Genomic DNA, 13,961 nt, shown 5'->3' with positions numbered 1-13,961 from the left:
AAAAAAAGGGAGCCAGACAGCCAAAATCACAAAGATTTTTAACTGCTTGCTCTCCTTTTAATTGGATTTATTAGTTGGAACTTTAAAGAAGTCTTTAGAAAGGTAACCTTTCCCACTAATCAAGTCGTATTCAACCATTTTCAAATCCTCTGCAATTTCTTGTGCTTCTCCTTCTAGGGCCTTTTTATCGACACTTGCTTTTTTCAAAACTTCAGTCAACAAAGCATAATAAGGTGAAACTTTTGAATTAGTCTGTTCAAAGACCATAGCAGAGAAATCGCTTGAATTAACCAAAGGATAATTTAACTTCGGTGCATCAAAATTACTCCAAATGAAATAGTCTGTCTGGTACTGACCTTCTGGGTTGTTCTTAAAGGCTGACTCCGGATAGAGCCCCGGCAAGTGATCTCCATAGAATACCACCGTAATCTTCTTATCTATTTTAGAAAGACTTTCCAGGAAGGATTGGGTAGCGGTGTCTGTTTGAGCAAGCAAACGACTATAGAAAGTCAGTTTTGAATTTTCTTCGTCACTAAATCCTTTACCTTTTGCATCCAGAGTTTCTGGATTGGCTTCTAACCACGGGGTGTGGTTTTGCATGGTCATCACTGAAAAGAATTGTCCGGTTTTATCATTTAAGTTGTCTAAAACAATATTATAGGTGGATTCGTCACTCGGACTAATCCCTTCTTTTCTATATTTGATTCCTTTTGTATCGGTCGTAATAAAATCTTTGAAATCCAAGCGGGAATAAACGATATCCCGTGAATAATTCGATTTACCTGCCAAGTGAACAGCAATCTTATTCTTTTTTGAGTATGCATTACTGATAGACGGCACATCATGGATCTTAGGAAGAACTTCCGTATACAAGACAGATACAGTTTGTGATAAATTATAGAATGGTAAACCTGTAAGAGTCTGGAACTCCATATTTGCAGTTCCGCCACCATATCCATCCGATTGCATTTGCCCACTCGTGTGGGTCTTCATGATGTTCTCAATATTGGGAATCGGATTTTGCGTAAGCTCAACTCCCTCGACTTTTCTAGGATCAGAAAAACTTTCACTCAGAATATAAATGACCGTTTGATCGTTTAAGTAGTTACTTCTCTCCTTATTGATCGCATTCGACAAGTTGGTATATTTTTGGGCTATTTTCTCAAGACGTTCTTTGGAATAACCATCCGGTTTTGGAACAACCTCCGTCGTCAATTGATTCATCCAAACATAAGACAATCCTTTGTAACGAGCATTGGTCGTATTCCCTAGCCAATTAATATCTTGGTAATTGTTCAGGGTGCTAATAATTGGTACATTATCCTTGATCTTCCCGTTTTCTTTATCACTGAATATCCCATTGACACTCTTAAAGCATAAGAGCATCACTGCAATAGCTCCGATTTGTATTTTCCATGAAGAAATAATTCTTCCTTTAAAGAGGTACTTTTTCCCGACAATCAGTAGACAAACCAGAAAGACCACCAATAAAAAGATGTAAAATATTTGCGCTTTGTCCATAAAGCTCAAAAGCGTCATTGGCTTGGTTAACCAAGTTAAATCACTCGGTAAAACTGGTTCATTCCTCATGCCAAACTTGATGGAATTTGCAACTACAAAAGCAATGGAAACAATGGAAATGAGACAGGTAGCAATCCAATATTGATTGATACAAATGTAAACAAAGATAAGTATCGCTGTCAGAATGAGAATTTGAAATAAGATGGCATCTGGAATCGTGTAATGAACGCCTAAGAAGGGTTCTGTTCGACCTAAACTGAATTGGATAAAATAATTCAATACAATTGCGATGGTGGTACTAGAGAAGAACACTAAAGAGAAACTCGGTTTGTTCTTGACGAAATCTCGCTGCCCTTTTGTGTATAAAAATCCAAGCAAGGAAATCAAAGGAAATAGAAAATATAAAAACTCATTTGTCAACCAGAATTGTTGAGCTGAGTATTTGCCAATTTCAAAGGCCTTATACAAAAAATTATCTGTCCTGTAAATCAGGGTCGAAAAATTTTTGTCTGTTACGATGAAGGTGATCAAGAGTTGTGACAAGACCAAATACTGGTAGTTCTCGCCTATCTCTTCTCCTCCTTTTTTCCGACTTGGCAGCTTATCATAATGCTGTCGTAATAGAACCAAACCACCTGTAGAAGCAAACAGAAGGAAAATGACAAGGAAGGAGTCCGTTCTAAAGAATGGATTCTGATCAAAATTCCAAACCTTGTATTTTGGATTATTCAAATAAATCGTGATTTCTGTCAAATAAGAAAGGGTATTGTAGACCAAATAACTGACAATCAGCTTTAAAGGAAACCATTTTTTAAAATTGAACTGGGATAATATTGGAATTAACAATAGGAAACTAATTCCAAATAGAATTCCTAAAAAATTGACATATTGTAGGACAGTCCCCGTTGCTTTGTTATGTACTGCAAGATTGTTCTGAGCTAGGTAAAAATTAAAAAAAGAAAATAGAACGAAAGTAACCCCATAATACCACTGAGTTCTTGAGACTTTCGATAATGCTGAGAGGATAAATTCTTTAACATTAAACTCTTTTTTCCGTTTCATTATTTCACTTTCTTTATCATTCTTTTTAGTATATATTTCACAGCTCTTGCTGGTCCAATCACAATATACTTCAAGGCCCCTTTAATCCCTCCTATTTGATTAAAGTCCACAAAGGTATGCGGTTGGAGATCCTCACGATTGTTCAACTGCTTATTATCGATAAATGGTGTCAGAACATGTGGGTTTTGAGAGATTCTAAAGTCATACTTTTGATCCCAAGCAATATAGACCAACAAACGCTCGATCGCATGAAGGATCGAATTTTGAGGAAGAGGTTCAGCCGGGACATCTGCTGCTGTCAAATTCAAATCAAAGAGTGGTTTCAAAGCATCATATTTAAACCAAACAAAGGTCCCATAACTCATGACAAAGGTATTGAGATTTTTGAAGTCAATCGTCTTGGTCGCTCCCATCCGTTGCCAGAGCTTGTTCATCTCTGGTGAAATAAGAGCCTCATTCCAAGCAACCACTATGCGATTGTAACGGAAGAAGGTTGGAATATCTGCTATAGTGATTCCGACTTTTGGATTGGCCTCCATATTGGCCAGGATTTGATCAGCCGGGTTAACTAGCATCTCGATCAATTCTTTCCGCCAAGATTCACCTGCCCAAAAATCTGCTTCTTTGGATTTCTTAGTATGGAAATGACCAACATAATCGTATTTTGAGAGTTGCTCTTTTAAGAGCAGCATTGGTAACACATCTCGTCCAATGTTTCCAGTCACCACAACCGTCGCATCTTGTGCCCGATTAGAAAGAATTTGTTCAATATCCTGCTTCTTCTCTTCTACATCTGTCGTGATCCATAAGTCATAAGCGAAATGAAAGGCTTGGAAAGCATCTAAAAATTCTTCCAAGAGGTCCACATAAAAGACATGAAGATGAACCGCAACTTTTTTACCGAAGTCTCCAGCTAATTCCTGATTTTTCAAGTACTTACGAGACAAGAGATAAGGATAGTCCGGACGATCAATCATAGACATGTGGTTGAGAATCAAGTCTAATGGGTAGTTCGATACACGCTCCAACTCGTCGAAAATATAAGGCATAATTCCTTCATTGTTTGCAATGGTTTTGACTTTGATGAAAGGAACCTTATGATTGAGAATCGCTGTAGGATTGTAGTAAGAAAAGTCCGGATAGAGCATCCCTGTGGTGTCTTCATGAATGGTATCAAAGACCGTCTTATAGTGAAAACCTGCATCCAAGAAATTCGTTGTGACCTTGGTTTCATAGTTATCAATCACATCTTGAACATTGGTGAAGTCCTGAACACCTTGCCAAAATTCATGGAAGGCACTAGATGTCAGCACCTGTTTTTTAAAACTAAGATAATAACTCTGAATATGCTCGTTAAAATCCTTGTCTTTCCGGTAATTGGTCATTCCCCAGAAATCCACTTCAGTATCATTTTCAAACCGCTGATAGATTGGTTCTAGATCCCAAAGAGGTCCAAAGCAGGTATCATTCATGAGGGTAACCGAATCAAAATGAGCCAGTTGGTCAAAGCCGACTGTCTTCATTCCATCCCGCCAAGCCGCAAAGTCAAAGCCACTATTTTGGCGCTCTAGAATATCGTCCACCAGATGCTGTGCTACTAAATTAGACTTCACATCTTCTGGTAGCTTACTATTGGAGATAAAGACCACTCGTGAGTACAAGGGACGAATCTTTTCTAATTGGTAAAGTACATGCCCACTAATAAAATTAAACTTATTGTAGTGAACATATAAAAGTAAACGTTGCATATTATTTCCTTATTCTAAAGAATTTCAAGATCTTTGTTGGAATGGTCCAACGGCGAGAATGGATGATGGAATTGTATTCATGAGATAACTTTTTATAATTCTCATGTAAGTTGAATAGGTGTCTGCTAAATTCTTCGTCACTTTCTTTTTCATAGGAGAATTGAAATTGATTACCTGAACTATTCGAAAGATCAAAAAGAATATGTGGATGGGTATTAAAGAAAACCAAAACATCCTCGAAATCAATTCCGTTTGAAGTTACAAGAGGAATTTCTCTTTGATCCTCCAATGCAATCAATGACAATTTTTTATAGGATCCCGGAAATTCTGAAAGTAATATTTTTAGACTCTTTTCCTTTTCAAGCTGGAAGATAATAGAGCCCTTATTTTCCATCCTCTCTTTTGATATTTCATGGTAGGCTGAGTGAAGTCCATCGTGTGAAGCTGAAATCACCACCTGAGATTTACCAATTACTTCGAGATCACGATTATTGAATTTCATGCCCAAAAATCGAGCATACTTAGAGGAAAGCTTTTGGTTACCAATTGGCGTTTCTACTTCAATGTTATCTTTAAAAACAGCATAGATGGACTCGAGATTATATTTCTTTCGAGCGAGTTCTTGATCCAGTAATTGTTTTTCTTTATAGCTATCAAAATTCTCAATCACTGTAGCCATTTGTTGACTTAGTAGATCTCTATCTCCTAGTGGATATAAATTCCCAGATTCTAAAAATTTACTGGAAGACAAATGACCTAAATTATCGGAAATGATTGCCGGAACTCCATTGAGGACTGATTCCACAAATACTAAAGAAAATGTTTCTAATTTAGCAGGCAAGACGAGGATATCTTTATCTGTCACCAAGGACCATGGATCCGAGTGAAAACCAACAAAAGTCACACGATCTAGATGATGCGTTTGAATATAGTCATCCATCAACTTTTTGTACTGCTCATCCCATCCTCCGATGAAGACCAGTTCGATCTCCTTCCGATTTAAGTGATTATAGGCTGCAAGCAACTCAAGCTGATTTTTTCGTTCGTTAATCCCACCGATGGATACAAAACGAGAAATAGTAGAATTCTTAAGAGGACGTTCTTGAACTTCTGTATAGGGAATAAACGGAATCAATTTGTCAGTCGTAAAATAATTCGTTAGAGTGTGGTACAATTCCCCTTCTACTACAAAAATTTTATCAGACAAATCATCAATTAAGGGAATCAGGTCCTTATAATAACCGAACTCGCCAAAAGGAAATTCATGAATAATATAAAAATGTCTGACCTGTTCACATGCAGCTGCAATGGCCCCCTGAAAAACATTGACTGTATTCGAAATGACCAATTCGATCTGTTCATTCCGGATAATTTCTCTTACTTCCTCAATATTCTTTTGTTGAGAAGTTTGGATTTCTAACTCTGAAATGTTCAGCGTCTTAGATTCAGGCCACCACCACTGATTGTTTTTTAACTGAAATAATTTAATTCCAGTTGTATCCATATGACGGAGATAGTCTTTATCAATGTGTGGGGCATTATCCGGTATCACATTATAAACTTCGTGACCTTGCTGAACCAACAATTTCATTAGGTTCACGATTGATACTTCTGCTCCACTAAACATGGCTCCAACAGGAGATACAAATAAAATTTTCATAGCCTACACCAAAGAAATTATTCCCACTTGCCTTGACGGATCAACAAACCAGTCGAAGAATCCAACTCCGAACGATTTGTTCGATCGACTACCCGATCTATTGAAAAGACTGGAGGGTTCGTTGTTGACAATATTGCTAAGTTTTCTTGATTTTCATCTCTTAAAAATGCTACTAGTCTTAACTTCACATGATTAAAGTACGGCAACTTACATTTATAAGTGATTTTTTTAGGTCCGACACCAGATAATGGAACATCCATGGAATTATCGTTATACAGTCCATTCCCAGTAGAAATATCAACAAATGAAAAGGCTATATGAGGATTAACAGACTCATCTAATAGATTAAATGAAAACTCAATCACCACCTCATCATCAGGAGTTACTTTCTTAGGAGAAAGCAATCTAGCTGTAAAATCTTCAACTTCCGTTGTGACCAAGCCCTCATCTTCATCTCCATGATGATGTGAATTCGATTCCAAGTTGTCAAAACTATATTGATCAGAAACGTCAAAAGGATCACCAATGGCCTTCACCAATCCATTTTCAATCAAAACAGCCTTGTTACAATATTTCTTGACGGCTCCCATATCATGGGTAACGAGAATCGTGGTTTTCCCTGATTTCTTGCGTTCTTGGAAGTAATCGTTACACTTGCGCTGGAAGGCCTCATCTCCTACTGCAAGGACCTCGTCCAAAATCAAGATATCGCCTTGGGCCTTAATGGCAACCGAAAAGGCTAGACGAACCTGCATGCCTGATGAGTAGTTCTTAAGCTTTTGGTTCATGAATTCATGCAACTCAGCAAAGTCTACGATATCATCATACATGGCATCAATTTCAGCTGTCGAGAAACCCAGCATAGCTCCATTCATATAGACATTTTCTCGACCTGTCAGTTCTGGGTTAAAGCCCACTCCAAGCTCAATAAAGGACACCAGTTTCCCATCGATGGTGACGGTGCCTTTTTCTGGCACATAGATTTCAGAAATAATTTTCAAGAGAGTCGATTTTCCAGAACCATTTCTTCCGAGGATCCCGAAAAAGTCTCCTTTTTCTACTTCAAAAGAAATATCCTTAAGCACATGTTGTTCTTTATAGCCTTTGATTCCTTTGAAGCGATTGACCAGGGCAGTTCGAAGACTATTGGTCGCCTCTGTTGGCAACTTAAAGTACTTGCTGACATGGTCTACTTTTACTGCAATTTGTTTATCTGTCATTAGAGAATCTCCGCAAATTTCTTAGCATGTTTGTTAAAGTAAGCAAAGCCAGCGACAAAAATAAGAATTGGTAAAACATAAGGAATCAAAACCAAGAACTTATTTTCCACCAAAAGCCAGACAGGGGTGTTGGCCTTATCAATCAAGAAATAACGCATGTCTTGAATAATTTGAGCCAAAGGATTCATCATGACCAACTTAGCAGCCCATGGATTGCGGTCTGCAATAAAGGTAATCGGATAGATAATTGGCGTCGCATACAAGCCTGCTTGCAAGAGTACTTCCCAGACTTGTCCAAGATCGCGGAAACGAACAAAAAATGTCGCTAAGATCAAGGCGCATCCTGTCGCCATCAAGAACAACTCAAAGAACAACGGAATGACCATCAAAGCTGTCCAAGAAAATGTCACTCCATTAAAGAATGAAAAAATCAAGACCACTACAAGGTTAATAACAAAGTTGATGGCTGCTCCTGAAATCGCAGACAAGACAATGATATGTTTGGAGAAGTTCAACTTCCGCAATAGGTCGCCTCGACTAACGATCGACACCATCCCCATAGATGTGGCTTCTGAGAAGAAGCCCCAGATTACATTGGCCAACAAGAGGGCAACTGGGAAATGGGGCACATCTCCACCCAAGCGTAAGAATCGGATGAAGACAATATACATGATCGTAAAAGTCATCAGGGGCTTTAAAATCGACCAAAGATAACCGATTGCTGATCCTTGGTAACGTAATTTAAAGTCTGTTTTGATTAATTCTCTTAATAAAATTCGATTTTTCTGACTAAAAACGTCAAACATTATTTTTTACCTCGATATGCAAACTTTGTCAGAATTAGGCTGGTAAACACAAAGGTGTGAAAAGCCCGGTTCTTCCGGTAACCGTACTGACGAATCCGTCTCAAACGTTCTTTTAGTGGAACATCCATAATGGTGACAAAGTTTTCAATGATTTCTTTATTTTGGAGACTGACAGGTAGATCCAATAGATTTTTTGCTTGTTCTTGACTGGACTCAATGAGATTCCAATATTTAGCAAAAAGAACATGAGGGCGAACCCAGTTTTTGACCCGTTTTCTAAGGGTACGAGCCCCCAGAACGTTGCTACTGTGCTGACGGTACAATTCTGTTGGCTGATCGATATAGATGAGCTTTCCAAAGGAAGTTGCCAACAAGGCCAAATACCAATCATGCATGAGAAGCGCATGTTTTTCTTGACCCGTCCATAAGTCAGCCAGCGCGTGGTTAATCACGGCCACTCCACCAGTTACCGTATTTTCCGTCAACTCTTGAATCAATTCTGTATTGGCATGATCAGACTGGGTGCGAATCATACTCTCATGCTGCACATTCAAGTTTTCATCGACCACTTTTAAATCTGTGTAGACCAGCAAAGGCACTTCTTGAGGGTGCTTCTCGGCTTCTGCTACCTGAAGTGCAATCTTATCTGGTAACCAGACATCATCTTGATCACTGAAACAATAAAGATCAGCTTTTTCATATTTCAAAAGCGCATGGAAGCTCTTGATAACACCGAGATTTTCGATAGCTCCTTGATTGATAAAGCGAATGCGCTTATCCTGGGCCATCAACTCTTGAATGATCTCCACCGTACCATCTGTCGAACCATCATCTCGGATCAAGAGTTGCCAGTCTTGATAAGTCTGGTCTTGGATACTTTTGACCTGCTCTTTTAGATACTGTTCACCATTATAGGTGGACAACAAGATATTTACTTTCATGATAAGAATAATTCCTCGTACTCACCTACAATTTTTTCCCAGGTAAAGTTTTGTTTCATATTGGCCTTGGCACGTTGACCCCATTCAGATACATCTTCTAAAGGATCTACCTGGTCAATCAAATGCGCTAAATTCCCAGTTTCTTTAGTCCAATATTGAGCCGAATCCTTAGCGACCGTTTGGTTAAAGGAGACTCCTAAAACTAAATTCAGATCCGTCTGAGCGAGAGCCTCTAGGAGACCCGGATTGGTTCCGCCCACTTCATGACCATGGATATAGGCAAAGGCTTCTTTACGGATATACTTCAAGAGATCTTGATCATAGACCGTTCCTACAAACTTAACACGAGGATCCTGATCAAATCCAGTTCGAACTTGGAGCTCCTCAAAATAAGGATTACCTTCCTGGTTACAAATGATCACCAAATCCCGTTTGGTGGAAGAGGCCATAAATTCACGAATGGCGGTCTCATAATTATTTTCTGGGACAAAGCGGCCCAAGATCAAATAATAGTTCTTCTCCTGTGTCTGCCATTTCTGATAGAATTCTCGGACCTTATTATCCTGACTGCTTAGGCTGGTTGGAGACAAGTCCGTTCCGTAGGCAATATAGGTCGTCTTGGACCAAGGATAGGCTTCCTTGATATAGGACTCAATACCCGGGTTGTCAGAAATCACCAGGTCAGCGTGGCGCGTCATGATCTTTTCAGAATACTTAAGATAGGCTTGGATCGGCTTGGCCCACTTGGCCCGCTTCCACTCCAGTCCATCTGGGTTGATATAAAATCGTCCGCCTATCTTATGGATCTTGCGCGCAAAAGGGGCCACAAAGGCTCCGATTGTATTGCCCAAGACGTAAAAAATCGGCTGTTCAATTCCTTGTTTCTTAATGACCTTCAAGGCATAGTTTATGGCCATCATATCATAGGCGATGACACGCGCAGGCCCTAGTTTAGGCGCTTTAATGGTAAAACAATCGACACCCTTGTAGTCAAAATGTTGATAAGCTTGATCATTAGAAAGGCAGGCAACATGGTATTGAATATCTGGAGACACTTGATGCGAAACCAATTGATCCACAAAAGTCTCAAAACCGCCATATTGAGCCGGAAGCCCACGACTTCCGATAATAAAAACATGTTGCATAGAGTTCCCTTTCAAATCATTCACAGTCTATTCAATTATACCATTTTCTAGGCTTTTTGCCTAATCCAAACAGAAAAGCGACCCTTGAGGGCCGCTTCTATTTGTTCTTATTTCACTTCTTGTTTGTAAAATTCTTTCAAAGCATCTTTCCAAGTTGGAATAACGAATCCTGTAGCCTTAGCCTTAGCCAAGCTCATCGTTGAGTTCAGTGGGCGTTTTGCCTTAGCTGGGAATTGGCTAGAATCCACTGGCTTCACTTCAACATCCGTATCTTTGAGGATCTCAACTGCAAAGTCATACCAAGTTGTATCTTCTGCTGCATCATTTGACAAGTGGTAATAACCATACTCCTTACGGTTTTCAGCCAAATAAGTCATGAACTCTGCAAGAGTACGTGTCCAGGTTGGACGACCATGTTGGTCATTAACGACTGTAAGTGTTTTGTGAGTCTTCGCAAGGTTTTGCATGGTGAAGACAAAGTTCTTACCGTAGTTCCCAAATACCCAAGCTGTACGGATGATATAGAAGTTAGATACATGCTTCTCAACCAATTCTTCCCCCATACGTTTCGTACGACCGTACTCTGTTTGAGGATCTGGTTGATCGTCTACTTCCCATTCTTGTCCCACTGGTTTTTTCCCATCAAAAACGTAGTCGGTTGAGATATAAACCAAAGTTGCACCGTGTTTTTCAGACGCTTTTGCTACATTTTCCGTACCAGTCACGTTGATGGCATAGTCCAACTCTTTTCCTTCATCTTCAGCAGCATCAACAGCTGTGTAGGCAGCACAGTGGTAGACTAGGGTTGGTTTCACTTCTGCGAATACCTCGTCTACTTTTTCTGCATTTGTGATATCCATTTCAGCCACATCAACAGCCACATATTCTTCATTTCGTTCATCCAACAAATGGCGAAGTTCTGTTCCAAGCTGCCCATTTGCTCCTGTAATTAAAATCATGTTAAATTCCTTTCAAATGCTTTTTCCCTATCATTATAGCAAAAAAAGCAGAAGTTTTCTGCTTTTTAAGATGGGAATTGCTCCTTATTTTTTGAATACTTCTGCTTAAAAATAAAGAATACCAGTATCCAAGAGATCCATTCTATTATGAAACCAAGATACTGTATAAATGTCTTGTGATAAGAAACTTTGACATGGCCAGAATTTCGAATAGATAAATAAATTTTACCATCATTTAAAACTTTTTCTGAGACAGTTGGTTTCCGATCTTTTTTATTTTCTTTTAATTCTGATTCGGTAAAAGCACGCTGTTTCAACACAGGTTGAGAACCTTCTGCTCCCTTAGAATATTCTGCGCGATATCCTTTGTACCATATCATTGGTATAGAGATAGTAGTTTCCTTTTTATCGTCAGGAACCTTTATATCAAATTCTAAAAGATTGTACCTCTTTTTAATAGTTGATATTTTTACATCCTTAGCTGTTTGAAATTCTGTAAATTGTGGTAAGCGTATATCTTGGTTATTGATATCAAGATTATAATATTCATCACCTACAGGATCAATATATTTGGATTTGTCACCTTTATATACTGATTTAAGTAATTTTTCATTCTTTTTATTATCATCCCGCATCTGTTTATAGTTTTTTGAAGATGTATCAAATTGAGGGACAACATGATTGAAATAAAAAGATAAAGTCAAGAGGCATAAGACAATAGAGAAAAATCCATTTCTATTTGTAACAGCAAGAAAGAATAGGAACAAGAGGGGAATGAAAAACAATAGGCGCCCTGAATACTGCATACTCCCTAAAAAAGTGTATTTCAATACGGAATTCCAAGGCAGAAGACTCGTTGCAGAAAAATATAAGATCCAACAAGTCCAAAATATGGTTTTACTTAAACTCCCTAGACGGCGATAAAATAAGATCACCATCATACTCGCATAGAATAGGCCATCTCGTACGAATTGATGGATCGGCCACTCTAATGGTGTGAAAGGTTTATAAAAACCATATCGATCTGCTTGAAATGGAAAAGGAACCAAAAAAGTATCTTTCACATTGACAGGAAAATTTCTCGCTGTCCATGTGAAGAAAAATTTTTGTGATGAAACCTGTTCCAGATATTGAAAAATGTATCCTGCCGACAAACATAAGGCAAACAAGATAGAAAATACAAAAGAGATAATCTTTTCAAGTGTGATCCTTTTATAATTTAAACATAAAAATACCGCAGAAAAAATTGCTAATATGATCGTTGATAAAATATGGGTTTGAATTAAAAGCGCTACTACAATCCCCAAATAAAGAGGGTTCTTTTTGTTTAAGTAGAGCACACGATAAATAGAATAAATAAGAATTGGGACAAGTGGCACTACCATGGTCATTCCAAAACCAAATAAGGTGTAATAACAAGGAATGGTCAAGGCCACTACTATACCAGTCAGCTTATTTTTTACTATTTTTGAAACAACAATATAACTTGTTAGGCTTGTACCAAGAGTGATCAAAAATGCAAATATAGAATAAGCAAGATTTCCATCGTTGGTCATCATATAAACGATGGCTGACGGATAAAACTGCCAATTTCCATAAAACATAGGAGAAGCATATCCCGTACCGAATGCAAATAAAAAATTCAGATTGGGGAGTAAATCCCAATGCTCAATGGACTCTGCTAAGCCGACAATGCGGGATAAATGGAAGACATAGTCATATGAGCGACTTTGAAAATTGATCAGATTGAAAGATACAAATGTAAAAATGAGCGCATAGGAAGTTAGTAATAGAAAGACCAACTTATTGCTGATTTGGTTGAAAACATCTATAAGCCGGTCAATATAACTGCGGATCCCTTTTACCATATCCAACTGATTGATCTTATCGAGGAGCCGATCCATTCCCTCGTAAAATCTATCTATCCTTTGCTTAGCAGCAAGACTCATACTTAGGATATTCTTCATTCTTCACTTTTCTCTTTGATGACATAGATTGGACGTTTCTTGGTTTCCATGAAGATCTTACCGATATATTTACCTAAAATGCCGATGGTTAGTAATTGGAACCCTCCTAGGAAAAGAATCACTGTCATGAGGGATGGCCAACCTGAAGTAGGATCCCCAAAGACCAAGGTTCGGATTACAATCAAAAACATCATGATAAAGGCCAAAATCCAAGATAACAGTCCACCAATAAAGGCAATATTTAGTGGGGCATCTGAGAAGTTAACGATCCCTTCAATCGAGTATTTGAAGAGAGACCAAAAATTCCAAGACGTCTCTCCTGCCACGCGCTCTACATTTTTATATTCGAGGTATTCTGTCTCAAATCCTACCCAAGCAAAAATCCCTTTTGAAAAACGATTGTACTCCGATAACTCCATAATAGCATCGACCATTGGGCGACGCATCAAACGGAAATCACGCGCTCCATCGACCATTTCCACTTGGCTGATATGATTGATCAATTTATAAAACATCCGCGCAAAGAAAGAGCGAATAGGAGGTTCCCCGTCCCTAGTTACACGTCGGGTTCCAACACAGTCTAAATCTGGCTGTTCCTCCAACTTCTGCTTCATTTCAATCAATAATTCCGGAGGATCCTGTAGGTCCACATCCATGACGGTCACGTATTCACCACTAGCACGCTCAAGTCCAGCATACAGTGCTGCCTCTTTTCCGAAATTTCGAGAAAAAGAAAGGTAGTGCACATTTGAATCTGTAACATGTAGCTTTCGAAGAACGGATAGCGTACCATCTGAAGAGCCATCATTTATAAAAATATATTCAAACTTTTCTCCCATCTTCATCCGAACACGTTCCATTTCTCTATAAAACAATGGAATTGATTCTTCTTCGTTAAAACATGGGACTACAACTGATAGTGTCATCTCTTA

The 13,961-nt window shown here is 38.6% G+C and carries 10 protein-coding genes; all 10 read right to left on the bottom strand.

Translation table 11 applies throughout. The features are described 5' to 3' along the window. Positions 1-57 precede the first annotated feature (57 nt). The 10 genes from QM351_RS01515 to QM351_RS01470 all read right to left on the bottom strand — a co-directional run bounded on the left by QM351_RS01515 (position 58) and on the right by QM351_RS01470 (position 13,955). Positions 58-2,583, bottom strand: a complete 2,526-nt coding sequence (locus QM351_RS01515) for an LTA synthase family protein (RefSeq protein WP_414326245.1) — start codon at positions 2,581-2,583, stop codon at positions 58-60. Then, the gene (locus QM351_RS01510) at positions 2,583-4,331 is read right to left on the bottom strand and encodes a rhamnan synthesis F family protein (RefSeq protein ID WP_414326243.1); all 1,749 of its coding nucleotides are present in this window, start codon (positions 4,329-4,331) and stop codon (positions 2,583-2,585) included. Before QM351_RS01510 ends, QM351_RS01515 begins: the two co-directional genes overlap by 1 nt. Before the next feature lies 1 nt (position 4,332). After that, positions 4,333-5,991 (bottom strand): glycosyltransferase family 4 protein, encoded by a 1,659-nt coding sequence (locus tag QM351_RS01505; RefSeq protein ID WP_155125104.1) that lies wholly within the window; start codon positions 5,989-5,991, stop codon positions 4,333-4,335. A 17-nt stretch (positions 5,992-6,008) separates the two neighbouring features. Beyond that, positions 6,009-7,211, bottom strand: a complete 1,203-nt coding sequence (locus QM351_RS01500) for an ABC transporter ATP-binding protein (RefSeq protein ID WP_031574186.1) — start codon at positions 7,209-7,211, stop codon at positions 6,009-6,011. Then, positions 7,211-8,017 carry an ABC transporter permease gene (locus tag QM351_RS01495; RefSeq protein WP_003003247.1) on the bottom strand — a complete coding sequence of 269 codons (807 nt, stop codon included), beginning with the start codon at positions 8,015-8,017 and terminating at the stop codon, positions 7,211-7,213. The genes QM351_RS01500 and QM351_RS01495 overlap by 1 nt, the downstream gene beginning before the upstream one ends. Next, a complete protein-coding gene (locus tag QM351_RS01490) occupies positions 8,017-8,958 on the bottom strand; it encodes a glycosyltransferase family 2 protein (RefSeq protein ID WP_214259798.1) in 942 nt (313 codons plus the stop codon). Before QM351_RS01490 ends, QM351_RS01495 begins: the two co-directional genes overlap by 1 nt. Further along, the gene (cps2T, locus tag QM351_RS01485) at positions 8,955-10,103 is read right to left on the bottom strand and encodes a beta 1-4 rhamnosyltransferase Cps2T (RefSeq protein WP_414326241.1); all 1,149 of its coding nucleotides are present in this window, start codon (positions 10,101-10,103) and stop codon (positions 8,955-8,957) included. The genes QM351_RS01490 and cps2T overlap by 4 nt, the downstream gene beginning before the upstream one ends. Positions 10,104-10,210: 107 nt before the next feature. Beyond that, positions 10,211-11,062, bottom strand: a complete 852-nt coding sequence (gene rfbD / locus QM351_RS01480; RefSeq protein WP_070586074.1) for a dTDP-4-dehydrorhamnose reductase — start codon at positions 11,060-11,062, stop codon at positions 10,211-10,213. A gap of 65 nt (positions 11,063-11,127) precedes the next feature. Continuing rightward, positions 11,128-13,029 (bottom strand): hypothetical protein, encoded by a 1,902-nt coding sequence (locus QM351_RS01475; protein ID WP_195189740.1) that lies wholly within the window; start codon positions 13,027-13,029, stop codon positions 11,128-11,130. Continuing rightward, entirely contained in the window at positions 13,026-13,955 is a 930-nt protein-coding gene (locus tag QM351_RS01470; protein ID WP_414326238.1) for a glycosyltransferase family 2 protein, read from the bottom strand. Before QM351_RS01470 ends, QM351_RS01475 begins: the two co-directional genes overlap by 4 nt. Positions 13,956-13,961: the final 6 nt, after the last annotated feature.

The sequence above is a fragment of the Streptococcus parasanguinis genome, assembly GCF_047465465.1.
GTDB lineage: Bacteria > Bacillota > Bacilli > Lactobacillales > Streptococcaceae > Streptococcus > Streptococcus parasanguinis_AI.
This window is presented reverse-complemented; position numbering and strand designations above follow the sequence as displayed.

Bases quoted from the DNA above. Each gene is read 5' to 3' on its own strand.
- QM351_RS01515 (WP_414326245.1), bottom strand. From the start codon at position 2,583: ATGAAACGGAAAAAAGAGTTTAATGTTAAAGAATTTATCCTCTCAGCA.
- QM351_RS01510 (WP_414326243.1), bottom strand. From the start codon at position 4,331: ATGCAACGTTTACTTTTATATGTTCACTACAATAAGTTTAATTTTATT.
- QM351_RS01505 (WP_155125104.1), bottom strand. From the start codon at position 5,991: ATGAAAATTTTATTTGTATCTCCTGTTGGAGCCATGTTTAGTGGAGCA.
- QM351_RS01500 (WP_031574186.1), bottom strand. From the start codon at position 7,211: ATGACAGATAAACAAATTGCAGTAAAAGTAGACCATGTCAGCAAGTAC.
- QM351_RS01495 (WP_003003247.1), bottom strand. From the start codon at position 8,017: ATGTTTGACGTTTTTAGTCAGAAAAATCGAATTTTATTAAGAGAATTA.
- QM351_RS01490 (WP_214259798.1), bottom strand. From the start codon at position 8,958: ATGAAAGTAAATATCTTGTTGTCCACCTATAATGGTGAACAGTATCTA.
- cps2T (WP_414326241.1), bottom strand. From the start codon at position 10,103: ATGCAACATGTTTTTATTATCGGAAGTCGTGGGCTTCCGGCTCAATAT.
- rfbD (WP_070586074.1), bottom strand. From the start codon at position 11,062: ATGATTTTAATTACAGGAGCAAATGGGCAGCTTGGAACAGAACTTCGC.
- QM351_RS01475 (WP_195189740.1), bottom strand. From the start codon at position 13,029: ATGAAGAATATCCTAAGTATGAGTCTTGCTGCTAAGCAAAGGATAGAT.
- QM351_RS01470 (WP_414326238.1), bottom strand. From the start codon at position 13,955: ATGACACTATCAGTTGTAGTCCCATGTTTTAACGAAGAAGAATCAATT.